General features: G+C 57.2%; 20 protein-coding genes and 1 pseudogene. 6 read left to right on the forward strand and 15 right to left on the reverse strand.

Annotated features, from left to right (window positions below; translation table 11 throughout):
• Positions 1 to 195: 195 nt before the first annotated feature.
• The 5 genes from GS424_RS13835 to GS424_RS13855 all read right to left on the reverse strand — a co-directional run bounded on the left by GS424_RS13835 (position 196) and on the right by GS424_RS13855 (position 5783).
• Positions 196 to 1131: a slipin family protein gene (locus GS424_RS13835; RefSeq protein ID WP_160943609.1), complete on the reverse strand. Its 936-nt coding sequence runs from the start codon at positions 1129 to 1131 to the stop codon at positions 196 to 198.
• 12 nt (positions 1132 to 1143) lie between these two features.
• Positions 1144 to 1527, reverse strand: coding sequence for a GntR family transcriptional regulator (locus GS424_RS13840; RefSeq protein WP_160943608.1), 384 nt, complete (start codon positions 1525 to 1527; stop codon positions 1144 to 1146).
• 183 nt (positions 1528 to 1710) lie between these two features.
• The gene (locus GS424_RS13845; RefSeq protein ID WP_160943607.1) at positions 1711 to 3261 is read right to left on the reverse strand and encodes a hydantoinase/oxoprolinase N-terminal domain-containing protein; all 1551 of its coding nucleotides are present in this window, start codon (positions 3259 to 3261) and stop codon (positions 1711 to 1713) included.
• A 3-nt stretch (positions 3262 to 3264) separates the two neighbouring features.
• A complete protein-coding gene (locus GS424_RS13850; protein WP_154333209.1) occupies positions 3265 to 4368 on the reverse strand; it encodes an S-methyl thiohydantoin desulfurase family protein in 1104 nt (367 codons plus the stop codon).
• Positions 4365 to 5783 (reverse strand): cytosine permease, encoded by a 1419-nt coding sequence (locus tag GS424_RS13855; RefSeq protein WP_160943606.1) that lies wholly within the window; start codon positions 5781 to 5783, stop codon positions 4365 to 4367. The genes GS424_RS13850 and GS424_RS13855 overlap by 4 nt, the downstream gene beginning before the upstream one ends.
• 109 nt (positions 5784 to 5892) lie before the next feature.
• Between GS424_RS13855 and GS424_RS13860 the strand changes: the two genes are divergently transcribed.
• A complete protein-coding gene (locus GS424_RS13860) occupies positions 5893 to 6570 on the forward strand; it encodes an alpha/beta fold hydrolase (protein WP_160943605.1) in 678 nt (225 codons plus the stop codon).
• A gap of 135 nt (positions 6571 to 6705) precedes the next feature.
• Here the strand turns inward: GS424_RS13860 and GS424_RS18160 are convergent, their stop codons facing one another.
• Entirely contained in the window at positions 6706 to 6987 is a 282-nt protein-coding gene (locus tag GS424_RS18160; RefSeq protein ID WP_160943604.1) for an NlpC/P60 family protein, read from the reverse strand.
• A 124-nt stretch (positions 6988 to 7111) separates the two neighbouring features.
• On the opposite strand from GS424_RS18160, the gene istA (GS424_RS13870) reads away from it, so the two are divergent.
• Both istA (GS424_RS13870) and istB read left to right on the forward strand, forming a co-directional pair.
• Positions 7112 to 8650, forward strand: coding sequence for an IS21 family transposase (gene istA / locus GS424_RS13870; protein ID WP_057385246.1), 1539 nt, complete (start codon positions 7112 to 7114; stop codon positions 8648 to 8650).
• Positions 8647 to 9381, forward strand: coding sequence for an IS21-like element helper ATPase IstB (gene istB / locus GS424_RS13875; protein ID WP_021410582.1), 735 nt, complete (start codon positions 8647 to 8649; stop codon positions 9379 to 9381). The genes istA (GS424_RS13870) and istB overlap by 4 nt, the downstream gene beginning before the upstream one ends.
• An 81-nt stretch (positions 9382 to 9462) precedes the next feature.
• Here the strand turns inward: istB and GS424_RS13880 are convergent, their stop codons facing one another.
• Entirely contained in the window at positions 9463 to 9606 is a 144-nt protein-coding gene (locus GS424_RS13880) for a plasmid recombination protein (protein ID WP_160943603.1), read from the reverse strand.
• Between the two features lie 130 nt (positions 9607 to 9736).
• Here GS424_RS13880 and GS424_RS17990 point away from each other — a divergent pair, with 130 nt between their 5' ends.
• Positions 9737 to 10120, forward strand: a complete 384-nt coding sequence (locus GS424_RS17990; RefSeq protein ID WP_244977561.1) for a hypothetical protein — start codon at positions 9737 to 9739, stop codon at positions 10118 to 10120.
• A 49-nt stretch (positions 10121 to 10169) separates the two neighbouring features.
• On the opposite strand, the gene tet(L) is transcribed toward GS424_RS17990, so the two are convergent.
• Positions 10170 to 11546 carry a tetracycline efflux MFS transporter Tet(L) gene (tet(L), locus tag GS424_RS13890; RefSeq protein ID WP_160943602.1) on the reverse strand — a complete coding sequence of 459 codons (1377 nt, stop codon included), beginning with the start codon at positions 11544 to 11546 and terminating at the stop codon, positions 10170 to 10172.
• A 36-nt stretch (positions 11547 to 11582) separates the two neighbouring features.
• Positions 11583 to 11642, reverse strand: a pseudogene (locus GS424_RS18165) (tetracycline resistance efflux system leader peptide); the annotation flags it as partial.
• Positions 11643 to 11809: 167 nt separating this feature from the next.
• On the opposite strand from GS424_RS18165, the gene istA (GS424_RS13900) reads away from it, so the two are divergent.
• Positions 11810 to 13117, forward strand: a complete 1308-nt coding sequence (gene istA / locus GS424_RS13900; protein ID WP_218958845.1) for an IS21 family transposase — start codon at positions 11810 to 11812, stop codon at positions 13115 to 13117.
• Positions 13114 to 13965 (forward strand): ATP-binding protein, encoded by an 852-nt coding sequence (locus GS424_RS13905; RefSeq protein ID WP_218958846.1) that lies wholly within the window; start codon positions 13114 to 13116, stop codon positions 13963 to 13965. The genes istA (GS424_RS13900) and GS424_RS13905 overlap by 4 nt, the downstream gene beginning before the upstream one ends.
• A gap of 177 nt (positions 13966 to 14142) precedes the next feature.
• On the opposite strand, the gene GS424_RS13910 is transcribed toward GS424_RS13905, so the two are convergent.
• From GS424_RS13910 to GS424_RS13935, 6 genes are all read right to left on the reverse strand, one after another.
• Complete coding sequence (locus GS424_RS13910; protein WP_234970878.1) at positions 14143 to 14781, reverse strand: protein rep; 639 nt, start codon at positions 14779 to 14781, stop codon at positions 14143 to 14145.
• Positions 14766 to 15197 (reverse strand): ATP-binding protein, encoded by a 432-nt coding sequence (locus GS424_RS13915; protein ID WP_160943664.1) that lies wholly within the window; start codon positions 15195 to 15197, stop codon positions 14766 to 14768. Before GS424_RS13915 ends, GS424_RS13910 begins: the two co-directional genes overlap by 16 nt.
• Positions 15197 to 16732 carry an IS21 family transposase gene (gene istA / locus GS424_RS13920; RefSeq protein WP_009307278.1) on the reverse strand — a complete coding sequence of 512 codons (1536 nt, stop codon included), beginning with the start codon at positions 16730 to 16732 and terminating at the stop codon, positions 15197 to 15199. The genes GS424_RS13915 and istA (GS424_RS13920) overlap by 1 nt, the downstream gene beginning before the upstream one ends.
• A 103-nt stretch (positions 16733 to 16835) precedes the next feature.
• Positions 16836 to 23435: a hypothetical protein gene (locus GS424_RS13925; RefSeq protein ID WP_193666528.1), complete on the reverse strand. Its 6600-nt coding sequence runs from the start codon at positions 23433 to 23435 to the stop codon at positions 16836 to 16838.
• Positions 23436 to 23447: 12 nt separating this feature from the next.
• On the reverse strand, positions 23448 to 24890 hold the full coding sequence (gene wzx / locus GS424_RS13930; RefSeq protein ID WP_160941096.1) for an O-unit flippase-like protein: 1443 nt from the start codon (positions 24888 to 24890) through the stop codon (positions 23448 to 23450).
• Positions 24890 to 26224: an O-antigen ligase family protein gene (locus tag GS424_RS13935; RefSeq protein WP_160941097.1), complete on the reverse strand. Its 1335-nt coding sequence runs from the start codon at positions 26222 to 26224 to the stop codon at positions 24890 to 24892. The genes wzx and GS424_RS13935 overlap by 1 nt, the downstream gene beginning before the upstream one ends.
• Positions 26225 to 26273: the final 49 nt, after the last annotated feature.

Consider the following 26273-nt stretch of genomic DNA (forward strand, 5'->3'; position numbering starts at 1 on the left):
GCACTCTCCTCTCCTATTGTTCGATACTCGCCCTCTGCCGGTATCGTATCATAAATCATACAAATTTGTGATACTTGTCTTACAGGTATATGATTCTTTTTTGAGAATAGAGAAGGGCCCCGCCGCGTCGGCGGCGAGGCCCTTGCAATAAACGCACCCGGGAATGCGCTCCGGGACGGCAGCGCGGGCGGCGCGCTACCCCTTCTTCGCGATGCTCTCCAACCCTTCGAAGGCCTCGGACAGCGCGCTGGGGATGACCACGAGGCCGCCCTTCTCCCGCACGCTGTCGGAGACGAAGCTCATCGCGCGCAGCTGGAGAGCCGCATCCTCGCGCCCGTACGTGCGCGCGGCGTCCACGAACATCTCCGAGATTTCCTTCTCCACCTCGGCCAGGATGATGCGCGCGTTGTACTCGCGCTCGGCGCGCGCCTCGGCGGACAGCGATTCCTGCAGGTCGTCGGGTATCTCGATGTCGCGGATCTCCACCGACACCACGGTGATGCCCCATTCGTTCGTCTTACGCTCGAGGATGTCGGCCACCTCGCGGTCGATCTGCTCGCGGCGCGTGCTCAGCTGGGCGATGTTCACCGCGCCCATCACGTCGCGCAGGGTGGTCTGCGCCGCCCAGTACACCAGGCGAACGTAGTTCTTCACCTCGGAGCACGCCTTCCCGGCATCCCACACCGTCCAGAACAGCACGGCGTCCACGTTCACGGGAACGAGGTCAGCCGTCAGCACGTGTTCAGCCTTGAACGCCGTCGAGCGCATGCGCATGTCCACAGTGGCCGCCGAGTATTCCACGAGCGGGATCATGAAGATGAGGCCGGGGCCGGCCACGCGGTTGAACTTGCCGAAGCGCAGGACCACCGAGCGCTCCCACTCCAGAACCACGTGCATGCAGCTGAACAGCACGGCGGCGGCCACCGCGCCCACGACGGCGAGCACCGGCGACCACGCAAGCCACGCCGCGCCCACGAACAGGGCGAACACAACCAGCGTCAGCACCCATCGAAGCGCCGTCGCGCCGGTTCGGCTCGTCGTCGTCTCGTCGAATTGCGCTTCGGTCGCGATCACGACGTCATCGGCGCTCATCTCGTCCGCCTCGTCGAAATACGACTTCTTCTCCCCCATGGCTCTCCCCTCTCACTCGTCGAGCGTCGCGAACGCTTCCTCGATCCGCGCCATCGCGTCCACGCGGGAAATCCCCGTTTCCCGAATCACGCGCACCAGCTCCTCGATCACGACGTCCACCGGCGAATCGGGAAGGTTGAGCGCTTCCCGGTCGATTTCGGCGATGGTCGAACGCTTCCCGCGGCCCGACAGGATCAGCCCGTCGGTCTCGAGGTCCTGATACACCTTGTGGATGGTGTTGTAGTTCACGCCCAGCTGAATGGCCAGCTCGCGCACGGTGGGCAGCGTGTCTCCCGGCCGCAGCCGCCCCGATCGGATCAGGAAGATCATGTGGTTGCGGATTTGAATCCACACGGGAACGCCCGATGTATCGTTCACCCGCAACGTCTCGAACACGCGCGCCCAGCCTTCCTTTCAAAGTATCATCCGGTCGTATGATAACACAAGCGAACGCCAACGGATCGCCTCAACGAACGACGAGTGCATCGAGCGAACACGGGGATCGGGAAAAGAAGAGCGCGGCCGTCGCGTTGACGGCCGCGCTCGATCGGCGCGCTTCTGGGAGCCCGGAAGCCGGGGCTACCCCAAATCGCCTGCGGCTTTCACCTTCACGCGGTTCGTGTGGCCCGGATAGTACGCCAGGGGCACGTCCTCGGCGTCGATGATCTCCACGGTGTCGCGCACCGCACCGGCCTCCACCGCGGCGTCCACGGCGGCGGCACGCGCGATGGCCAGCGCCTCGTCGCGCGGCGTGACGTCGTAGTCGACCAACGCCTCGTACACGCCGCTCACCTTCGAGATGGCCGAACCGATGGCGTTCGCGCAGCCCGCGTGCTCGGGTGCGTCCACCTCGGCCGTGCCGGCAAGCTCGTGCGGCAGCACGATGGCGCCGCCGCCCACCAGCACCACGTCGATGTCGTCGCTCGACACTTTCATCACGTCGATGGCATCCTCCACGAGCGCGCGGATGGCGGCCATCGCGCGCTCGGCCACGTCCTCGGGGATGTCGGCCACGAGCGCCCCGTCCCCCACTTCGGCCATGCCCAGGCGCACGGCGATGTCGGTGGCCGTCATCGTATCGCCGCCGAACACGAGCGCCTTGCGCGCGATCTCGTAGCCCACCGAGTCGGGGCCCACGCACACGGTGCCGTCGTCGGCCACGCGCACGATGGAGCCGCCGCCCAGGCCGATGGACACCACGTCGGGCATGCGGAAGTTCGTGCGCACGCCGCCGATGGTCACCGCTACGCCGCTCTCGCGCGGGAAGCCGTGCGCCAGCACGCCTAGGTCGGTGGTGGTGCCGCCCACGTCGATGACGATGGCGTCGTCGCGGCGCGACAGGTAGCTGGCGCCGCGGATGGAGTTCGTCGGCCCGCACGCGATGGTGAGGATGGGATAGCGTCGCGCGTGCTCCATGGTCATGAGCGTGCCGTCGTTCTGCGACAGGTACACCTCGGCGTTCACCACGCCCTTGTCGGCCAGGCTCTGCGCGAAGCCCTCCGTGAAACGGCGCGCCACGTCGTACAGCGCCGCGTTCAGGATGGTGGCGTTCTCGCGCTCGATCAGGCCCATCGAGCCGATTTCGCTCGAGATGGACACATGCACGCCCTCGCCCAGCACCTCGCGCGCGATCTCGGCGGCGCGCAGCTCGTCGTCGTTGCGCACGGTGGAGAACACGCTCGACACGGCCACCGCCTCCACGCGCCCCTTCACGCCCTCGAAGAACGCGCGGCACGCGGCCTCGTCGAACTCCGCCAGGCGCTTGCCGTCGTACTCGAAGCCGCCCTCGATAACGAGCGCGTCCACGCACACGGCCGCGATGTCCTCGGCCCAGTCCACCATCGGCGGGATGCCCACCGTGGCCGGCGCGCCGATGCGCAGGATGGCGATGGGCGCGAGGCCCTTGCGCTCCACGATGGCGTTCGTGCACTGGGTGGTGCCCAGCATGGCCTGCCCGATGAGCGCGCGATCGACGCCGCTCTCGTCGAGCACGGCGTCCACCGCGCCCATGATGCCCGTGTAGATGTCGCCCGAGGTGGGGTTCTTCACCGCGGCCACCACCTGCAGGTTCTCGTCGATCAGGACGGCGTCGGTGTTCGTCCCGCCCACGTCGATGCCCAGTTTGTACATGGCTTACGCCTCCTTCCGCGCGCTGCGCTCTTCCACGGGGATGTAGTCGGTGTCGATGCCGAAGTAGCGCGGCCCCACGAGGTCGATGCCCGCCGGCGTGCGCCACATATCGAAGCACTCGAGGCCCACGGCCAGCACGCGCTTGCCGTACTTGAGCGCGTCGGTGGGCACGGGCGTGAACGTGTCGGGGTCCACGAGGCAGATGAGGTCGGGTACCGTGGCCCTGATCTCGCCGTCCACCACGCAGCTGAGGTTCTCGTTCTGGAACTCGACGAACGCCTGCGATCCCTTGTCCTCGCCGATGCCGTCGAGCACCACCTTGCCGAAGTTGAACGCGCCGCGCGTCTCGCGCAGCACGTCGGAGATCTTCCCCTTGAACAGCTTGTGGCCGCCCGTGAACTTCAGGAAGAACTCCTCGGGCGTGAGGCCGGCCGCAGCCGCCCCGTCCTTCGCCGTGCGGATGGCGCGGCCCAGCTCCTCGGAGCGCGTCACGATGCCGTGCACGCCGTACTTCTTGCACGTGTCGGCATCCATGCAGAACAACGCGATGGTGATGGTTCCGCCCATGGTCATGGTGGCCGCGCGGGCGATGTCCTCGGTCCACTTGTTCGTGATGGTGTCGAGGATGCCCGAGTTGCCCTTCTCGTCGATGAACGCCATGGGCGTGGCCGACGCGCCGCCGATGGTGAACGTGACCATCTGCAGCTCGGGAAACGCACGGCCCATGCCGTCGGCGTCCACCATGGGAATGCCGAGGCGCGCGGCCGCGGCGATGGGCAGCATGGAGTTCACGCCGCCGGCTTCCATGGGCATGGTGGCGTACACGGGCTTGCCGTAGTAGCGCGACACCATGTCGAACAGCTTGGCGAACTCGTTGGCGCCCACGCCCTTCTCGGCGAGGATGGTCGGCGCGCCCATGGACGCCGTCGGCATGATGAACGCGCCCTCGGGCACCTCGTCGGCGCCGATGAGCTCGACTTCGCCGCATTCCTTCACGGCGCCGATGGCCGTGAGCTTGCCGATGTAGGGGTCGCCGCCCCCGCCTGCGCCGAGAAGCGCCGCGCCCAGCGCGATGTCTTCGATTTCCTGGATGCCGATCTTCCTCATGCTCGTCCTTCCTGTATGCCGTCCGCCGCATCGGGTGCGGCATGGTTCATGATAGTCGATTCCGCGGGTCGTTTGAGGGCGATGCGCCCCGCGAACCGCTCGCCGTCCGCCAGGCGGTAGGACAGCGCGTAGGCCGCCATCGCCACGACGATGCCGTTCACCGGCCCGACGAAGAACGGCAGGTCGAGCGCGCCGAGCCCCGGCACGAGCGCGAACGTGCCGCCCGTGACGAGCGCCACCGCGATGCCGCACACGAGCCCCGCCACGCCCGCTGCGGACACGCCGTCGCTCACGCGCACGTTCGCCGGGCGGCCTTTCCGCACCAGCCAGTAGTCCGCTACCATCACGCCGGCCAGCGCGGGGCCGCAGGCCGACAGCACGGTGAGGAACGCCTCGAACTGCCCGAGGATGCCGCCCACCGCCAGCGCGATGCCCGCGATGCCGGAGACGGCCGTGGTCAGCTTGCTGCCGCCCTCGCCCTTACCCAGCATGACGGCGAAGCCGAGGCCGGCGGAGTACACGTTGCTCGCGTTCACCGTCCACGCCGACAGCACGAGCGCGATGAGGCCCACCGCCGGCAACCCGATGGAGTTCATGATGACGGCGATGTCGCCCTGACCGGTGACGATGGCCAGCGCCGCCCCCGCCACCAACGCCACGAGCGCCGCGGGGATGACGCCGACGACGCACGACAGCACCGCGTCGCGCCGCGTGCGCGCGAAGCGGGCGAAGTCTCCGGCCGTGGCGCCCGCGAACGCGAACAGGCCCACCGCCATGTTCACGCCGGCGATGAGGCCGATGGCATCGGCCGGCAGCGGCACGTAGCCCAACAGCGCGTCGAGGCTGCCCGTTTGCGCCACCGACGCGCCCACGCCGTACAGGCAGATGGCCACCAGCAGCGGCGCGGCGACGGAGCTCACCCACTTCAGCCCGTCGAAGCCCACGAGCGCCGTCGCCAGCATGAGCGCGCCGAGCGCCACCGAGCATGCCCACACGGGCACGGCCAGGCCGAACACGTCGGCCAGCATGAGCGCCAGCGACGCTCCGCACACGGCCGTCTGCACGCCGAACCAGCCGATGGTCACCACGCCCACGATGAGCGATACGAGGTAGCGCGCGCCGGCGCGCCCGAGCGCGGGAGCCGCGAGCGATGCCGTGGGGATCCCCAGGTCGGAGGCTTGCATGGACACGAAGCACATGTAGGCCACGATGAAGCCGAACCCCACGAGCGTGGCGAGCGCCGCGCCGCCGAGCGCGAGGCCCAGCCCCAGCGACGCGCCCACCATGAGCGTCGGCGCGCTGAACATACCGCCCGCGCGGATGAACGCGATGCTGGCCCAGCTCTTGCGTTCGGATTCGTCGATGCGCAAGCCGTCGGCTTCCGCCGCGGCGGTTGTGTCGCGTGCCGTAGGCACCGGTGCCTCCTCGTTCGTCGTTTTCAGGTGGTAACGGCTCGAAAGTGTAGCATAACGGCGCATGCTATCATGGAGCGCGATTCAATACGACACGGGACGAAGGGCGACGATGGACGTCGAACTGCACTACCGCGAGCAGGGATCGGGCGAGACGCTCATCCTGCTGCACGGCAACGGCGAGGACGGCTCGTACTTCGAGCATCAGATAGACGCGTTCGCGTCGCGCTTCCGCGTGATCGCGCTCGACACGCGCGGGCACGGGAAGTCGCCGCGCGGGGAGGCGCCCTTCACCATCCGCCAGTTCGCCGACGACCTGCTGGCCTTCATGGACGAGCACGGCATCGAGCGCGCTCATTTGCTGGGATTCTCGGACGGCGGCAACATCGCCCTCGTGTTCGCGCTCGCGCATCCAAAGCGCGTGGGCAAGCTCGTGCTCAACGGCGCGAACCTCGACGCCGGCGGCGTGAAGCCGTCGGTGCAGCTGCCCATCGTCGTGGGCTATCGGATAGCGTCGTTCTTCGGGAGGTGGAGCGAGCAGGCGCGCCGCAACGCCGAGATGCTCGGCCTCATGGTGAACGACCCGAACATCGCCCCGGAGGAGCTAGCCGCGCTGAGCACACCGACGCTGGTGGTGGCCGGCACGAAGGACATGATCAAGGAAGACCACACCAGGTTGATAGCTGGCGGCATCCCGGGTGCGAGGCTGGCCTTCGTAGAGGGCGATCACTTCGTGGCGGCGGGAAACCCCGAGGAGTTCAACCGAGTGGTGGAGGGGTTTTGGGAGTAATAGAATCCCATCCCAACAATAGATGAGTGTAATATGCATGCATATTACACTCATCCGTTTACTATAATCTCGGAGGAATGTGGCTTACTCTACGTCATGCTGACAAAAATTGCGCACTACGGTCAAAATGCTTTATCAATTGACCCTCAAGATCGAATACACGAAGTTTCCGGCAACTTCGCTCCAGTCCTGAATGACAACTCCGCTGCCATCGATCCCGTCTGTCGCATGGAGCACTTTGCCATCGCCTAGGTAAATCATGACGTGATGAATCTCATTCCAGAACTCACAGGAATCCCCAAAAGAACAATTCATATCTGCGAGGTATACCAGATCTCCAGGTTGGGTGATTATTGCGGCTGAGATGCTACGCCGTTCCAGACTGCGCTGCTGCGGCGTTCCGCGTTGCGCTGCCACGCGCTAGCTGCCCGGCTTGCCGCGTTTAAGGGCGTCTTCAGACGGAGGCGTCCTTTCTTTTCCTGCACAATCCCAATGTGGTGCAAAAGGCACCTGCTGGCCATCGAGAGAACAGGAGAAGAAAATGGTCAAGTACAGAGAGATCCTCAGGCTTCACGCCATGGGGGTCAGCATCCGCAACATCGCTTTCTCGTGCCGATGTTCCACCGCCACCGTCAGGGCCGTCACCGGCCGAGCGAAGGCGGCTGGGATCGAATGGCCCCTGCCTGAGGAGATGGGGGATCGCGCCATCAGGGAGGTGATCTATCCTCCCAAATCCAAGGCCGATCCCGACAAGGCGCCGATCGACCACGATCATGTTGACGCCGAGATGTCCCGTCCGGGCGTGACGATGATGCTTCTGTGGTCCGAGTACTGCGAGTCTGCGGTCAGCCAAGGCAGATCCCCCTACATGTACTCGGCGTTCTGCGAGAGGCACCGCAAGTGGGCGATGTCTCGCAAGACCGCCATGCGCATCGCCCACAAGCCCGCCGAGCAGATGCAGGTGGACTACGTCGGCGACACCATGGAGGTCGTCGATATGGACACGGGGGAGGTGCTCAAGGTCTACGTGTTCGCGGCATGCCTGCCCTTCTCGGGCAAGCTCTACGCGAAGGGCTCCTACGACATGAGGGAGGAGTCCTGGGTGGACGCCCATGTGTCGGCGTTCTCCTTCTTCGGCGGCACCACGCCGATCCTCGTCCCGGACAACCTCAAGCAGGGAGTGGTGAAGCACACCGTCGACGAGCTCGTGATCAACGAGCAGTACAGGCGCATGGCCGAGTACTACGGATGCGCCGTCGTGCCGGGCCGTCCGCGGCGCCCCCGGGACAAGGCAGCCGTGGAGATGGGGGTCCGGGTCATAGAGCAGCAGGCGATCGCCCCTCTCCGCAACCGCGTCTTCACATCCCTCGATGCGCTCAACGCGGCGCTCCTGGACAACGTCGCCCGGATCAACGCGCGGCCCTTCCAGAAGCGCGAGGGCAGCAGGGACGAGATATTCCTCCGCCAAGAGAAAGCACTGCTCGTCCCGCTGCCGGGCAAACCCTACGAGATGATCGCGCGCAAGGCCGCCACCGTCAATTTTAACTACCATGTCGCCTTCGACGGAGGATGGTACTCCGTCCCGTTCTCCTATGTGCGCCGCGAGGTGGAGGTCTGCGCCACCAAGAGCGCGGTGTGGGTCGTCTGCGACGGAGAGCGCATCGCCATGCACAAGAGGCTGCACGGGCCGAAGGGGTCCTATTCCACGAACCCCGACCACATGCCCGACGCCCACCGCGACTTCTCCGAGTGGAACGGGGATCGCTTCCGCAGATGGGCAAAGGAAATCGGCCCCGCTTGCGCCGACGCCATTGAGGCGATCCTCTCGTCGAGGGCGGTCGAGCAGCAGTCCTACAGATCCTGCAGGGCGGTGATGGCGCTGGCCGACAAGCACGGACGGCAAGAGCTCGAGCGGGCCTGTGCCAAGGCGCTCTCCTATTCTCCCAGGCCGAGCTACAAGACCATCAAGTCGATCATCGCCAAAAGCGCCGAGCTGTCCGGGGAGGACCCGGATGCCGGCGCGTATCTGCGCGGTAGCGACTATTACGCAACCCTCGATAGCAAAGGAGACATACGATGAGCGCAAGCCAGACTACCATGGACAAGCTGTACGGAATGAGGTTGTCGGTGATGGCGCAGGCATATCGGGACCAAGAGGAGATGCTGAGCGTTGCCGACATGACCTTCGACGAGCGCTTCGCGATGATCGTGGACGCGGAATGGGACTCGCGACGCATCAACAAGCGGACCCGCCTGCTGCGCCAGGCGGCCTTCTCCGACCCGGAGGCCAACGTCATCGACATCCGCTACGACGCCGACCGCAAGCTCGACAAGGTGAAGATCGCCGAGCTGGCGAACTGCGAGTGGGTCAAGGCGCACAGGAACGTGGTCATCACGGGCGCCTCGGGCGCGGGCAAGTCGTGGCTCGCCTGCGCTCTGGGCGTCGCGGCCTGCAACGCTTTCTACTCGGTGCGCTACACGCGCATGCCCGAGATGCTCGACGAGCTCACCGTATCCAAGGACGAGGAATGGCTCAAATCGAAGAAGCGCTACACGAAGTGCGACGTACTGATAGTAGACGATTGGCTGCTGGAGAAGATCGGGGGCGACCAGGCCCGAGAGCTGCTCGAGATAGTCGAGTCAAGGCTCAGGACCGGCTCCTTGATCATCTGCTCCCAGTTCTCGCCAGCCGGATGGCACGCAAAGTTGGGAGAGGGCGCAATTGCGGATGCCGTGATTGACAGGATCGTGTACAGGTCGGATGTGATCCACATCGAGGGCGACGAGTCGATGCGCAAGCGCATCGGCTAGAAAGGCCAGTGAAGACGGGGGCGCCAGATGCCCCGGTGCCCCCGTTAGCACGAGGCAGCCCTGCGCGGTACGGTGTGGCAGCTAAGCGTGGAACGCCGTGGCAATCGGCCCGCAATAATCAATATCATCATTCGTTCTACTTTTTCGCTCTCTTTGATTATGAAATTGCATGCCTTTTAGTCCAGCTGATTTCACTTTTTGCATTCTACAAACTGCATAACTCATATGTAAATCGCTCCTTTTTAGGTGGCACAAATGTGAGGCATTTTCGCTCTTTCCGGCAACCACTTCCAAGTAAAGTATAACACACTATACTTTATATTCATAAAGTGTGTGCTCTGCGAGGCTGTCGGCAGTGCCGACCAAAACCATAAAACCTTTAAGACCTTTCTTTTTTTTACGAGAAAAAAGAAACAAAAAAACCCCCCTCTGCCACCTCAGCAAAGGGGGGTTTTGCTCTCGTGCTCGTTTAAAAATCAGCAAGGGACAGGTAGTATTTTTTGAGAAGATCACTCAAAAAATCTCCACCTTTAAACCCTTGCCAATTTTTATTTTGTCCGTTTTGTCTAGCTTACCGAAAGCCAGACTCAGCAAGAATAAAATTTTTATTGTCTTTCGGTTTTCTAGTGTAACGGACAAAACCACTCAAAATAAAAAAGATACAAGAGAGGTCTCTCGTATCTTTTATTCAGCAATCGCGCCCTTTAATGGAACAAAAAGATTTGAATTCCTGTTATAAAAAAAAGGATCAATTTTGAACTCTCTCCCAAAGTTGATCCCTTAACGATTTAGAAATCCCTTTGAGAATGTTTATATACATTCAAGGTAACCAGCCAACTAATGACAATGATTCCTGAAAAAAGTAATAACAAATTACTATACAGATAAGTTGACTGATCAACTTCCATAGGTAACAACCTTTGATCAAGTAAGGGTATGGATAATAAACCACCTACAATTGCAATACCTGTTCCCTCTGATAAAAAGCTGGTAAAGTTAAGCAAACTCATTCCAGCACCAGCTTCCTGCTGTTTCAAGCTACTTGAAACAATTGTTGATATAACTGTTTTGGTGAACGAAAGCCCACCTAAAACAAATACGATTATAATTGTCATGAACCATGATGTTGTTTCTAAAAGAAAGGAAGCAGTTAAAAAGCTAACAGAAAGAAATGTAACTCCGATGTTTAACACGTATAAAGGACCTCTTCTATCAACAAGTATCCCACCAATGTAGCCGAAAATAATGACACTCATTGTTCCAGGGAAAATAATTACACTTCCGATTTCGGCAGTACTTAGCTGGTGAACATCTTTCATCATATAAGGAACCATAGAGACAAACCCTGCTACTGTTCCAAATATAATTCCCCCACAAAGAATTCCAATCATAAAAGGTATATTTTTCCCTAATCCGGGATCAACAAAAGGATCTGTTACTTTCCTGATATGTTTTACAAATATCAGGAATGACAGCACGCTAACGATAAGAAAAGAAATGCTATATGATGTTGTAAACAACATAAAAAATACAATGCCTACAGACATTAGTATAATTCCTTTGATATCAAAATGACCTTTTATCCTTACTTCTTTCTTTAATAATTTCATAAGAAACGGAACAGTGATAATTGTTATCATAGGAATGAGTAGAAGATAGGACCAATGAATATAATGGGCTATCATTCCACCAATCGCTGGACCGACTCCTTCTCCCATGGCTACTATCGATCCAATAAGACCAAATACTTTACCCCTATTTTCCTTTGGAATATAGCGCGCAACTACAACCATTACGAGTGCTGGAAATGCAGATGCACCAGCCCCTTGAATAAAACGAGCCATAATAAGTAAGGAAAAGAAAGAATGGCCAACAAACCCAATTACCGACCCGAAACAATTTATTATAATTCCAAATAGGAGTAACCTTTTGATGCCTAATTGATCAGATAGCTTTCCATATACAGCTGTTCCAATGGAAAAGGTTAACATAAAGGCTGTGTTCACCCAGTTTGTACTCGCAGGTGGTTTATTAAAATCATTTGCAATATCAGGTAATGAGACGTTCAAAACCATTTCATTTAATACGCTAAAAAAAGATAAAATGCAAAGCCAAATTAAAATTTGGTTGTGTCGTAAATTCGATTGTGGATAGGATGTATTCACATTTCACCCTCCAATAATGAGGGCAGACGTAGTTTTTAGGGTTAATGATACGCTTCCCTCTTTTAATTGAACCCTGTTACATTCATTACACTTCATAATTAATTCCTCCTAAACTTGATTAAAACATTTTACCATGTTAGCGTCGGGTGATATTAGCCACCAACAGTCGGATTAAATTAGCCGATTTCAGTCAGAGATAAACAGCCATTGCGTCCCCATAAACCTACACTGGTATACGCCAATACGCCAGCGTTAGGAGGATTATGAATGACAACGAACGCAATGGCCTTCAAGCGATTATAGACGCTGTCTTGAAAGAGATGGCCGAGGAGTCGGGAGACGTATTCGACCCGTCGAAGGTCAACCTCGCCGAATTCTCAAGAAAGACAGGCCTGTCGCGATCGAAGGCCAGAACCTTGCAGGACAAGGGCTTTAAAGCGGCTCCGCACGGCCGGTGCGGGAAGAAGGCGGAGACCACCGTGCTCACGGGGTTTACAGGCGTGTTGGACGACCTGCTTCGGCGTAGCGTCACCAACTCCGAGGTCTGCTTCGAACGCATCGCCGAACAGGGCTACAAAGGCGGCCTTACCAGCGTGAAGACCTACATCAAAGACCACGCCGACCTGGTGCCTGCCAAGCGGAGGCTGGTGGAGCCACAAGGCAGCCGCGGGAGGCGCTTTCAGACCGGGCCTGGCGAGTCCTACCAGATGGACTGGGGCTTCGTCGAGGTTGAGGACTGGCGGGGCCGTACCTATAAGATTGCCTGCTTCGCGATGATATGCCATCACTGTGGCACCTGTTACATCGAATTCTTCCCCAATGCCCGTCAGGAAAACCTGTTTATCGGCATGGTTCATGCCTTCATGCTGATGGGTGTGTCCGACCACGTCTTGACCGACAACATGAAAAGCGTCGTCATCCGCCGCGACTTTGAGGGACGCCCCGTCTGGCAGGCCGATTACGCCGCCTTCATGGCCTGCGTCGGCTTCAAGACCAGGCTCTGCAAGCCTCGCCACCCGTTTACCAAGGGGAAGGTCGAGCGCCTGGTGCGGTTCGTAAAAGGGAACTTCCTCGCCGGACGCACGTTCGCCGACGTCACGCAGTTGAACGCCGATGCGCTGGCCTGGTGCGTCGCGCAAGGTTCGCGCTATCGGCGTGCCGTCGACTGCATTCCCGCGGACAAGCATGCGAATTCCTGCCTTCCCGCCGCCCATGTCGTCGCCATCGCCGATGACGTCGCATGCTACTTGTGCCCGCGCCGCAAGATCAGCTTCGACGGGTTCGTCAGCTATGAAGGTCGGCGGTTCGGGGTCCCGTACTGGTATGCGGGCAAGACCTGCCGCATCAGCCGCGAAGGCTCCGTCCTGCACGTTTACTCTGAGGATCTGTCGCAAGAGCTTGCCGCCCATGCCGTCACCTGGGGCCGTCGCGACAGCTTCTGTTCGGATCAATATGCAGACATCCAGCCATGCGAGTTGCCGACCGCACCCGTAAAGACGACGATCGCGCAACTCGAGCCGCCGAAAGTCAAATCGGCCTTTGAGAAGTTCGACTTCGAAGGGATGCTATGATGGCCGAGATCGAAAACGGCGCCGTCTTCGATCCTGCCGCCGGCGAACCTGCCCCACGCCGAAGCATCTACGATCTCGTTAAAACCCGCGCCGACGAGCTGGCCGTCAGCTTGACGGCGGAAGAGCTGGCCGCGTTGGCAGAAAGGTCGGACATGGGAGAGTCGGAGCTTCAGGCCGTGGCCTCGGTGTTCGAGTATCTGGCGGAAAAGCATCACGAGGCCACGATAGCGACCATGCTCAAGATGAGCCGCCTGCCCCGCAAGGAGCCCAAGACCTTCGGGAACTTCGACTACGGCCGCATCCAGGGTCGCGATGCGGGGGCGCTCAGGAAGCTGTCGGCGCTGTCGAACCTGCACGCGCGCAAGAACATCGCGCTCATCGGCCCCCATGGCGTCGGAAAAACGCACCTTGCCCAAGCCTACGGCCGGGAGTGCTGCCAGCAAAGCTTCAAAGCCTACTTCCTGAAGGCCTCCGAACTCAGAGACAAGCTGAGCAAGGCGGCGAAGAGCCCGAACCCCGGCAAGACCGTGAGCTCGCTGGTAAAGCCGTCGTGCCTCATCGTCGACGAAGTGGGCCGCTGCACCTTCGATAAGGCGTGCACGGATCTTTTCTTCGACATCATTGACCGCCGTTATGAAAAGGAATGCCCGAACACCCTCATCCTCACGAGCAATTATCCCGTGGTCAACTGGAGCGAGTTCTTTACGGGTGACGAAACGCTTCTTTGCATGCTCGACCGCATCTTCGATAAAGCCACGGTGTTCATGATGAGGGGCCCGAGCTACCGCGGCGCCGGGCTTGATACCTACTCTGTCGAGGCGGTTCCCAATGCGGTAAAGCTTAAGTAAATCTGTCGGGCGGGCATGGCTAATTGCTGGTGTATTGGCGATTATTATTTGACTGGAATTGGCTATTCTCGCCCGACTCTCGGAGGCTATTTATCCCCGACGTTAACAACCACATATAAACTAAGTTTTAAATTCAGTATTTCATCACTTATACAACAATACGGCCCGTTTGTTGAACTACTCTTTAATAAAATAATTTTTCCGTTCCCAATTCCACATTGCAATAATAGAAAATCCATCTTCATCGGCTTTTTCGTCATCATCTGTATGAATCAAATCGCCTTCTTCTGTGTCATCAAGGTTTAATTTTTTATGTATTTCTTTTAACAAACCACCATAGGAGATTAACCTTTTACGGTGTAAACCTTCCTCCAAATCAGACAAACGTTTCAAATTCTTTTCTTCATCATCGGTCATAAAATCCGTATCCTTTACAGGATATTTTGCAGTTTCGTCAATTGCCGATTGTATATCCGATTTATATTTATTTTTCGGTCGAATCATTTGAACTTTTACATTTGGATCATAGTCTAATTTCATTGCCTTTTTCCAAAATTGAATCCATTGTTTTTGATTCACGTAGTTTTCTGTATTCTTAAAATAAGTTGGTTCCACACATACCAATACATGCATGTGCTGATTATAAGAATTATCTTTATTATTTATTGTCACTTCCGTTGCACGCATAAAACCAACAAGATTTTTATTAATTTTTTTATATTGCATCATTCGGCGAAATCCTTGAGCCATATCTGACAAACTCTTATTTAATTCTTCGCCATCATAAACATTTTTAACTGTTAATGTGAGAAACAACCAACGAACTGTTCGTACCTTACGCTGAAGAAGGCGTTGCAGGCCGCCACCCCGAGCGCGCAGGCAATCCAGCTCTTGCCGGCGCCCGACGCGCCCGTGATCACGACGTTGCGGTGGCCTCTTATCCATGTGCAGTTGGACAGCTCTATCAGTTTCGTGCGGTCGAGCTTGCGATCCGCGTCGTAGCGGACATCGGCAATGTTCGCCTCGGGATCGGAGAAGCCGGCCTGGCGCAACAGCCTCGTCCTCCTGTTGATGCGGCGCGCGTCCCATTCGGCATCGACTATCATGGCGAACCTCTCGTCGAAGGTCATCTCTGCCACTCCTTGCGATTCCTCCTGGTCGCGATACGCTTGCGCCATCACCGACATCCTCATGCCATAGAGTTTGTCCATCGTCGTCTGGCTCGCCGTCATTATTCATCGTCCCCCTCGCTCAAGTTCCGGTAGTAGTCGCCTCCGCGCAGATACGCTCCGGCGTTTTGGTCCTCGGGCCCTGCGGCCCCCATCTCCGAGATAATCGATTTGATCGTCTTGTAGCTCGGCCTGGGCGTTAGAGAGCAGGCCTTGGCGCACGCCTGCTCGAGCATCTCCCTTCCGTGCTTCTTCGCGAGCGCCAGCACCGCGCGGCACGAGCGGTAGGACTGCTGCTCGATCTTGCGCGACCTCAAGATGGCATCGACGGCTTCCCCGCAGGACGGGCCGATCCCGGCCGCCCATTTACGGAAGCGCTTCGCGTCCCACTCCACAAAGTCGCGATGGGAATCGGGCATGTGGTCGGGGTTGGTGCGGTAGCTTCCCCTAGGGCCGTAGATGCGCTCGTGCATGGCGATTCGCTCGCCGTCGCAGGCCACCCAAACAGCGGATCTGGTGGCGCATAGCTCCACCTCGCGCTTGACGTAGCTGAACGGAACCGAGTACCAGCATCCGTCAAACGAGACGTGGTAGTTAAAATTAACAGTGACAACCTTGCGGGTAACCATCTCGTAGGGCTTGCCCGGCAGCGGGATGAGCAGCGGCTTCTCTTGGCGGACGAAGACCTCATCCCTGCTGCCCTCGCGCTTCTGGAACGGACGGGCGTTGATCTCGCGCACCTTCTCCAAAAGAGCCTCGTTCAGCTGCCGGAGAGAGGTGAACAGCTGGTTGCGAAGGGGCGCGATGGCGCGCTGCTCGATGACCCTCACGCTCATCTCCACCGCCCCCTTGTCCCTCGGCCTCCTGGGGCGCGCGGGCACGACGGCGCACCCGTAGTACTCGGCCATCCTGCGGTACTGCTCGTTGATCACGAGCTCTTCGACGGTGTTCTTGACGACGCCCTGCTTGAGGTTGTCGGGAACCACTATCGGCACGCTGCCGCCGAAGAAGGCGAAGGCGTGGACGTGGGCCTCGACCCAGGACTCCGCTCTCATGTTGTAGGCGCCCTCGGCGAACATCTCGCCCGAATAGGGCAAGCACGCCACGAAGACGTAGACTTTGCGCGCCTCGCCGGTGTCGGCGTCGAGCACCTCCATGGTGTCGCCGACGTAGTCGACCTGCATCTCCTGGGCGGGTTTGCGCTCGATGCGCATGGAGACCTTGTTGGCGGCCGCCCAGGCGCGGTGCTTCTGGCAGAAGGCGGAGTACAGGTAGGGTTCCATGCCCGATGCCAGGGCGTCCTCGCAGTACTCCCTCCAAAGCGTCAGCATGGTCATGCCGGGACGGTTCATCTCCTTGTCGATGCGGGGATGGTCGATCTCCGCCTTCGACATATCGGATCGCTCCTTTGCCGGATAGATGACGGCTCGAATCGCCGCATCGTTCATCTCCTCCGGCAAGGGCCACTCGAGGCCGTGCGCCTTCGCGCGGGTGGTCACCGCCCTTACCGTTGCGGTGGAGCACCTGCACGAGAACGCTGTGTTCCTGACACTCACCCCCATCGCCCTTTGCCGAAGTATTTCTCTGTACTTGACCATTTTTTCTTCCTTTCTCGCAATGGTCCGATGGGCACTTTTGTGCCCATCGGAATTGTGGCGGAAAAGGAAGCGCCCCTTTCGGGGCGCGTGGCAATTTAGATTGTTAGGGTGTGGCAGTCTGCCATGGAGCGCTGTAGCAGTGGAGCGTGGAACGGTGTAGCAAAAGCGCTGCAATAGTCAGTTGGGCATCTCTCAGATCATCGACAAGATCGACATCATAACCATTATGGGTCAACGCGTAATACTGCAAGTATGCCGTAGCCCTCACCTCAACTCCCCTCGCATCAAGAGCTGCAGACACGAACGTACTGCAGGAAAACGTCGAGGAGGTATCTTCTTCGTCCTTTTCGGACTCGTGTTCATACGGAGTGCCGAGTTTCTCTATTCCGAAGCGTATCATTGCCGACACACCGGAATCTCCCTCAACCGAAACCAACCCGTTTTCATCAATTAGGTAGGTAACGCCCGCAAACTCGAAAGAAATATTGGAAAGCATCTTCCCTTCGTTGCTGAAATAATGAAGCGAACTTCCTATCGACAAAAGTCCTGTCACCATTTTCCCGCTGCTCGGATAGAAGAAATACTTCGACCCTTCAAAATCGATCAATCCAACTTCATATCCACCGCCCTGCTTGAAAGCGTAGGCAGCTCCTTCACTCTCGGCCCAATGAATACCCCCGATCGATGCGCCAGTTTCTGGATCAAAGTAGTATTTTTCTCCGTCAACCATTTGGTATCCCGTTTTAGCGATACCTGAGTTTTCGTCGAAGAAATACACGTTGCCATCAACTTCAACCAGCCCGTGCGCCAATCCATCTCCCGCAGCGTCACCCATGAGGCAGTAAATCTTGCCATTATGAACAACCAGGCCAGTTTGCCGCTGTCCCGTTTCTTGATCGAAATAGTAATAGTTTTCGTCGATAATCTTGAGACCTTTCAAGGCGTATCCTGTAGTCGCATCGAAATAGTACTCGCCGCCATCTGTCTCAACCCAGCCAACCTGCCTTGCTCCCGTCGCTCGATCAAAATACGAAACCCCAGCGGAAGTCAGAACCAACCCTTTTTGCATTTTTCCGCTGTCGTCAAAGTAGCAAACCCTTGAGTTTCCGCTGTCGTCTTCAACAGTCTGAATACCCGTACGCATGGCCCCCGTAGCACCGAGCCAATAGGTCGATCCATCGATCTCCTGCAATCCGGTCAGCACTCCGTCAGTCTCCGAAAGGTAGCATTTCGCTCCGTTTTCAAGCAAAATCCATCCGGTTCGCATGATTCCGTTCTCATCGAAGAAGTAGCTTTTGTCCGAAATTTGGCGCAACCCCTTTACGAGCGCTCCCGAACCAGGATCAAAATAGTACGTGCTTCCTCCGATAGTCTTGAACCCTTTCGCAAGTCCCTCTTCGGTGTAGTAGAACGTGCTCCCCAATTCATCATTAAATCCTGTTGCCAGCTTGCCATCCTCGTCAAACAGATACGCCTTGTTTTCGATGACCTGGCGCCCTGTCACTTTTACTCCACACGAGTCGAAATAGTAGGTACCTTGCCCATCCGTCTCCCAGCTCCCTGCCTTTTCCGATTGGCCAGGTCGAACGCCATCTTCGTGCATAATAGACCCGGGGCCGCTCGCCGAGAAACAATACGTCTCTTCCCCAACCTGGACAACACCAGTTGCAAATCCCCCGCTCGGCAGCAAATAATACAAGCTGCCATCAACCTCAGACAGGCCGATCGCCTGATGACCCGTTGTGGGGTCGAAATAGAACTGCCTCCCATCGATAGTGACCCAAGACGTTTGCATTTCGCCCGATTCGGGGCTGAAGTAGTAGCGATCGCCTTCCACGCAACGCAATCCGGTCAGCATCGCCCCGCTCAAATTGCTGAAGTAATATGTGGAGCCATCGATAGTTTCGAGTCCTCTCGCAAACGAGCCGTTATGAGAATGGTAGGAAAGACCGGCTACCGTCGACCAACCTTCCGAAGACTCTGCAGCTTCAAGCTCGAGGCGAATTGCATCGAGTTCCGAAGCTTTCTCCACGCAACCATCCTTTTGGAAGTAAAAGGTGTAGGCGCTTCCGCTTGAAGTCGTAAAGGGAATAAGACCGAATTGCTGTTCGCGAGTCGAACCGTCAAAGTACGAGCGATAGTCCAAGCCAGTCGCGCTTGCACTGAGGGCACCGCTTTGCAGCACTCCATTTCCGTTTGCATAATAGAGAACGTCGCCGGACGAAACGACACCCGACGAAACGCCGCCCTCCTGCGTCTCGCTCATCATGTAGTAGCTGCCATTAGCGGAATTGAGCTGCGGACCGAAAACCCGCACCCCAGATTCGTCGAAATAGCACTTTACGCCATCAACAACATAGTATCCGTAGCGCATAGAGCCACCGTCGGAGAAGTAATACTCGTTATTGCCGATTGTCTGCAATCCGGACAAATAGCCGTTGGATCCGTCGAAGTAATAGGTCTTACCATCAAGCTTAACAAACCCTGTCTTCAAAGCCGCTGTTTGAGGATCAAAATAGAGAGTTTTTCCTTCAACAACGCGCGCACCCGTCGAGCAAACGCCGTACTCATTAAAGTAGTACGTCTCGCCATCAATTGCTCGGACGCTGTTTTTCACGAGGCCGTTAATGCCATCGTAATAATAGGAGCCATTCTCTCCTTCGTACCATCCCGTATACACCGCACCGGTCGCGAGATCAAAATAGCACACGACGTCACCGACGGTCTGTCGTCCAGTCAGCATCCAACCACTGTCTTGGTCGAAGCAATAGGTCGCTCCGTCTATCGATTGCAAGCCAGTCATCGCTCGATACGTTTGGGGATCATAATACGCCTTGCGAGCATTTCCAGAACTCGTTAGGGTAATTTGCCACCCCGTCATCGCCTCGCCGGTTTCCGCATTGAAACAGTAGTAGTCTCCGTCGATTTGCTGTCGTCCATATTGAAGGATGCCATATTCGCTCGCATAGTAAAGCTTTCCGTCTACCGTTTGCCAGCCCTTCGCGGCGCCATGCGCACCATCGAATAGGTACGTAAGCCCGTTTTCCCTGGTGACAAATCCTGTGGTAGCAATTCCCGATTCCAGATCAAAATAATAGCGAGTTCCCCCCACCTCGCGAAAACCAGTTAATAACGTGCCGTTTTCGCTAAATAGATAAAGGTTCGAATCGATCGTTTGAAGCCCTTTCAAGATTTTGTGATCGGCTCCTACATAGATGGTCCTTCCGTTGACGATGCGGAACCCCTCTACATCCTGATCGCCCTCGCCAAAATAGTAGAAACCATCGTCGGCAGCAACCAAACCTTCAACCTGCCGGCCCGAGGCAGTGAAGTAAAACAGGCTCCCATCTATGATCTGAATTCCCGTCAATGCTTCGAAGGTCGTGTTGGAGAAGTAGTAGGAGTCGCCGCTTTCTGATGTATACCAACCGACAACTGCTTTTCCAGAATCGCGATCGAAACAATACACGTTTCCATCCTGCTCATAGAGCCCGTATCTCATAGCCCCACCGCTGCCGAATAGACACAAAGACCCGTCAATAGTCTGAAGCCCGGTTTTCATCCTATGATCTTGACCGAAAAAGTACATGCTCCCATTGCTTTCAATGAACCCGGTTAGCGCCTGTTTTGTAATCGGGTCGAAATAATAAGTACTGCCTCCAACTTCTCTAAATCCGGACAAAGCAACGCTATAGGTGCTTTCCGCTTCGGAGAAATAGTACAGCGCCCCTTCTATCTCGCGAAGTCCCGTCGATGCCGAACCATCGTCCTCGGAGAAAAGCATGTAATTGTTCAGACCTACCTCGACAAGACCCGTCTCTTGCCTTCCCGTTTCGTAGTCGACATACACATGTCGACCGTCAACAGACGTGATGCCATGAGCCATGATGCCATTTGGATAAAAGTAATACCTCGATCCTTCGTGATCCAGCCAACCTGCATGAGCGGAACCGTCGTCATCGAAGAAATACGTTTGGCCGGCAGATCCAACCTGCAAGAATCCATGCGCCGCCTTGCCGCCGTCATCAAAAAAGTACCTCTTGCCCTCAATAGTATGCAACCCGTACTGAACGATTCCCGCCGAGTTCAGATAATATAATGACCCGTCGATTCTCTGCAGACCCGATAGCGTACCGTTCGCTCCATCGAAATAGTAAGTTCTGCCATTGGATTCCAAAACCTTAAAGCCCGTAATGGCGGCTCCGGTTTGCTCGTCGAAATAGTAGCGCGTTCCATCCAAATTCCGAAAGCCCGTTTGCATTGCTCCCGATGCGCTAAAGTAATAGCAGCCCTTTTCCATCGAGTGAAGGCCGACGGCTATCGTCCCATCGTCCATCACGTAGTATTTTTTACTATCATACTCAACAAATCCAACACTCGACAGATTGACGCGAACCGTATCGCTGAAAAGCTGAGCGCCATCTTCGTTCGTCACAACACAACGGTAGCACTTCCCCAAAGTCCAAGGATTAAGCGTCAAGCGCATTCTCGCCTGAGTCGATGTGACGGTCGAGCTAACATCTACCCAGTCGGAAATACCGTTGTCGCTCATCTGCCATTGATAGGTCGTACCGATCCCGCCAGCTTGTACGGAAAGGCGTACGACATCCCCTAGTTGTCCGACATAACCGACAGGCTGCTCAACAATACCGAAGTCGTTCGAAACGCTCAAAACTGCCGAAGCCGATTCAACCCGTTCGCCAGCCGCGTTTGACACCACACAGCGATATTGATAGCCATTTTTTGCATGCGAAGCGCTGGAACTGTACTCGTTGTCTCTAACGCTACTGTCCGTCCAGGTTAGACCGTTGTTTGCGCTAATCTGCCATTGGTAGCTCAGCCCGCTGCCTTCCGTTTCGACGTAAAAGAAGAACCTATCTCCCTCTCCGCAGGACCAATCGTTAGGTTGTGCGATAATCCGAATGGAAGAGGTGTTCACCCTCAGCACGGCGGCGTCGGAGGTGGCGGTGGCCCCGGAGGCGTCGGCGACGACGCAGCGGTAGAGGTAGCCGTCCTTGCGCGCGGCCACCGACACCGGGTAGGCGGAGGCCCTCCTCGCGCTGTCGGCCCAGGTCGCCCCGCCGTCGGTGCTGTACTGCCACTGGTAGGTCAGCCCGGAGCCGCTCGCGGACACCGAGAAGGTGACCGTCTCCCCGTCGCGGCCCTCGGCGTCGCGGGGGTGGGACAGGATGGAGACCGCCGAGGCCACCCTCAGCACGGCGGCGTCGGAGGTGGCGGTGGCCCCGGAGGCGTCGGCGACGACGCAGCGGTAGAGGTAGCCGTCCTTGCGCGCGGCCACCGACACCGGGTAGGCGGAGGCCCTCCTCGCGCTGTCGGCCCAGGTCGCCCCGCCGTCGGTGCTGTACTGCCACTGGTAGGTCAGCCCGGAGCCGCTCGCGGACACCGAGAAGGTGACCGTCTCCCCGTCGCGGCCCTCGGCGTCGCGGGGGTGGGACAGGATGGAGACCGCCGAGGCCACCCTCAGCACGGCGGCGTCGGAGGTGGCGGTGGCCCCGGAGGCGTCGGCGACGACGCAGCGGTAGAGGTAGCCGTCCTTGCGCGCGGCCACCGACACCGGGTAGGCGGAGGCCCTCCTCGCGCTGTCGGCCCAGGTCGCCCCGCCGTCGGTGCTGTACTGCCACTGGTAGGTCAGCCCGGAGCCGCTCGCGGACACCGAGAAGGTGACCGTCTCCCCGTCGCGGCCCTCGGCGTCGCGGGGGTGGGACAGGATGGAGACCGCCGAGGCCACCCTCAGCACGGCGGCGTCGGAGGTGGCGGTGGCCCCGGAGGCGTCGGCGACGACGCAGCGGTAGAGGTAGCCGTCCTTGCGCGCGGCCACCGACACCGGGTAGGCGGAGGCCCTCCTCGCGCTGTCGGCCCAGGTCGCCCCGCCGTCGGTGCTGTACTGCCACTGGTAGGTCAGCCCGGAGCCGCTCGCGGACACCGAGAAGGTGACCGTCTCCCCGTCGCGGCCCTCGGCGTCGCGGGGGTGGGACAGGATGGAGACCGCCGAGGCCACCCTCAGCACGGCGGCGTCGGAGGTGGCGGTGGCCCCGGAGGCGTCGGCGACGACGCAGCGGTAGAGGTAGCCGTCCTTGCGCGCGGCCACCGACACCGGGTAGGCGGAGGCCCTCCTCGCGCTGTCGGCCCAGGTCGCCCCGCCGTCGGTGCTGTACTGCCACTGGTAGGTCAGCCCGGAGCCGCTCGCGGACACCGAGAAGGTGACCGTCTCCCCGTCGCGGCCCTCGGCGTCGCGGGGGTGGGACAGGATGGAGACCGCCGAGGCCACCCTCAGCACGGCGGCGTCGGAGGTGGCGGTGGCCCCGGAGGCGTCGGCAGCCGCCTCCGCATTGAAGCTCAGAACATCCTGGCCGTTTCCTTCCGGCAGAACGTCGTTTTTCGACAACTCATCTCCCGACAGGGTACTTGAGCTCCCTGAAGCGCCTTCCGTCGAAGACGTGTCCTTGGACGGCACGTCTTCCCGCCCAGACACCACCTCGCTCGGATCATTTGGCTCCTCGGCCGAATCCTCTGCCTCCTCGCTTTGCACGGCCGATTCCTTACGGTAGGAATCCGATAAAGAATCCTCATCTGAACTGGTGTCGTCTTCTACGGTGTCGGCGAATGCCGCTGTAGGGGCAGTGCTCGCCACGAGCGCCAGAGACAAAAACAGTTTGGAAGTACGAGCGCCAACCTTGCTCATCAATCCCGCCTCTCAATCAATGCTCTGATTCTTCCGAAAGCTTTTGAACCGAAACAACCTGCCTTTCCACCACGCAAACCCGTCAACAAGCAGACCGAAATACGTTGTACCAAGTTCCTTGGCAACATATCTGGGCCATTTCCAATTGTTGTAGACAATTTGAGCAGCAGCCTGCCCCAAAACGAGCCCCCAAGCTTCTAGCCCTGTGCAAGACATCAGAATCGCAGAGAGCACAACACCCATAATTGCAGCGATCAAATACCCACGCACATATGGAATGCGATTCATGCAGATGATGAAATTGCAGAAAATGGAATGCTGGTTCCATAGGCCGAGATACACAAGCAAACCAAGGAAAAGAGGGACATCCAGATCGATACCCGGTTTAACAAATGGCAGCAGCGGAAATATTACAAGAATAACGCCCAATGCCCCAATGATATAAAGCACCCAGTAAGCGCTTATGCTCTTGCATATAATATTTCTCTGACGATCAAGATCCCCAAGCATGCGAGCTGACTGAAAAGCAGGATAATACGACTTTGCGTAAGCGGAAGCGAAATGATAAACGGCTGTGCCAAATTGCAGGAGAATCGAATACGTGCCCGTTGCCGCCAAACTCAGAAAAAGAGAGCACATAATGGACATCGCCTGGGTTGAAGCGTAACAGGACACTTGAACCACCCCATCGCGCCACGCGACAAACGATATCGTCCCTAACGCGCTCTTAATCTCGCTCTTGCTGACTGGAGCGTTGTCGCAAACGAGTCCCTGGTTTATTTCTTCATGTCTTTTTATGTACCGATGCGCGAACAGGCGCAGCGATACACTATTTGCGAGGTACCCAAGGGCTGCCCCCACGAGACCGAAACCAAGCCCTAGCAGAGCCGCGCTTAAAACGAGCTGAAGCAAACGAGCGTATGTTTTTGCACGATTCTCGCTCGCAATATCACCGAATCCCCGAAGAAAAGTCAGAGTGTAGTAAAAATAGAGGTTGAGGAAGATTGCTGCGCAGAAGATCACCCATGCTGTCCAATGCCCAACGCCATCCAAACCTCTTGTCACATACCCTATGTAGATCGTTCCGAGCGAAGCAATAAGGAGCAACGCCATCACGGACAACGCGCCATATAGGAGCTTCGAGGATTTCATGATGGTTTTAAGCAAATGCCACGATACACCTTCTTCGATTGAGCCTGAATCACACCCCTGCTTGGTCAGTTTTCTGGCCCCGCTTAAGCAGTAGACGATGTTTCTTGCGAAAGCCGGGTTGAATCCGAATTCGAAAAGCAACGTCAAATTTGCTATGGCTATAAAAACGTACCAGAGGCCCACTTCCGAATCGTCAAGAAAGGCAAGCAGAAACGGGAGAAGCAGGAACCCGCTTGCCATAGATACGATAGTTCCGATGTAGTTCCATACGATATCCTGCTTACGCGTTTCGATCTTGACCATTAATTCCCACCGTCTATTCTTGAGTCTTCCAGATCGAAAGAACAGAAAAAGGCAAAGTAGAACAGGATGAAGGACATTGGATTGTTATAGGACCAGTCAACGCTGCTTGCGATGAAAAAGGCCAAGATCGCTGCTGCAAAAAGCTGACCGCTGAAAGGTGAATCTTGCTTGTCTCGATTACGCTTCGCCTTTGGGGAACAGGTAGCCACGCCGATGAGGAAGAAGAGCAGCGAAACGATTCCTCCGGTATACATGATCTGGAGCAATAGATTATGACAATGCGTCTGCCCTATTCTCAAAAATGCGTCGGCACTATTCTGCACACCAGAACCGATGATCGGATACTTCGAAATATAATTCAAGCATTGAGCCCAAATATAGTCCCTGCCCGAAAGATCCGCCCCCTTGCCGAAAAGGCCCGCAACAGCTTCGACGATATCGCCGCCCACGCTAAAAATTACGAAGCAGCTTATCACCAGCCCGCTTATCACCGCTATACGATACGTCAGGATCCGTTTTTTCGCACGTCTATTGCTTGAAAAAACAGCGCTGAGATACGCGATCAGGAAAAAAGAGGCGAATGCGAGCATTCCAGCTATTGAGGATTTGTACACGAACATGAAAACGGTGACTACCGCAAAAGGCACAAATACGAGCACTACCCGCCGATTGAAGTTTTTCACGTAAAACCACAATGCGGCAATGACCGGAAGAAAAAAGAACACGGACGCATTGTCGTATGTCAGAAAATACCAGTTTTGCTTCGTTCCGCTGCGCTCCCCGATCGCTTCCTCTATCCAGCCATGGCGCATTCCTCCCACAACGTCCCCGTACGCAAAAAAGGAAGCGAGGTGAACGCATCCAACAACAACTCCAACGACCAAGAAAGCCTTCGTGCAGAGTTTTGGGCCAAAGCTGAATGCGCATTCCAAAAAAGTAATGAATCCAGCACCTTTAACAAATAAGTAAGCGACATTGGATAAAGAAGTCGAGCTTTCTGGCGACACGAGCGTGGAGACGACCAGAAGGCACAGGTAGAATAAAGCAAAACAGACCCACCTTAAGCTTATGCGGAGTCGCGCCAGCAAATAGACCAAGGAAACGGAGGAAACCAGAACGATCAAGGCTTTCCACAGCGTGTAGAGTGCGGGCGATACCGCATACTCCGCCGGTATGAAAAACGCCAGGAAGCCGACGCACAGCCAGACTAGAACTCCTCCCCCGGAATCCTTCTTGTCCTTTCCTTCGGCAACCTCTTTGGAGTTTTGCCGGACAATGCCACGGATCCGAAGATTGGACGACTTCTTCCCCGGTAATGCCTGTTCGTTTTGCATGCTATCGAAAATTCCCATCGGAAGTGCATCCAGTCTGCATTACGGTTGT

Source organism: Eggerthella guodeyinii (genome assembly GCF_009834925.2).
In the GTDB taxonomy this organism is placed as follows: Bacteria; Actinomycetota; Coriobacteriia; order Coriobacteriales; family Eggerthellaceae; genus Eggerthella; species Eggerthella guodeyinii.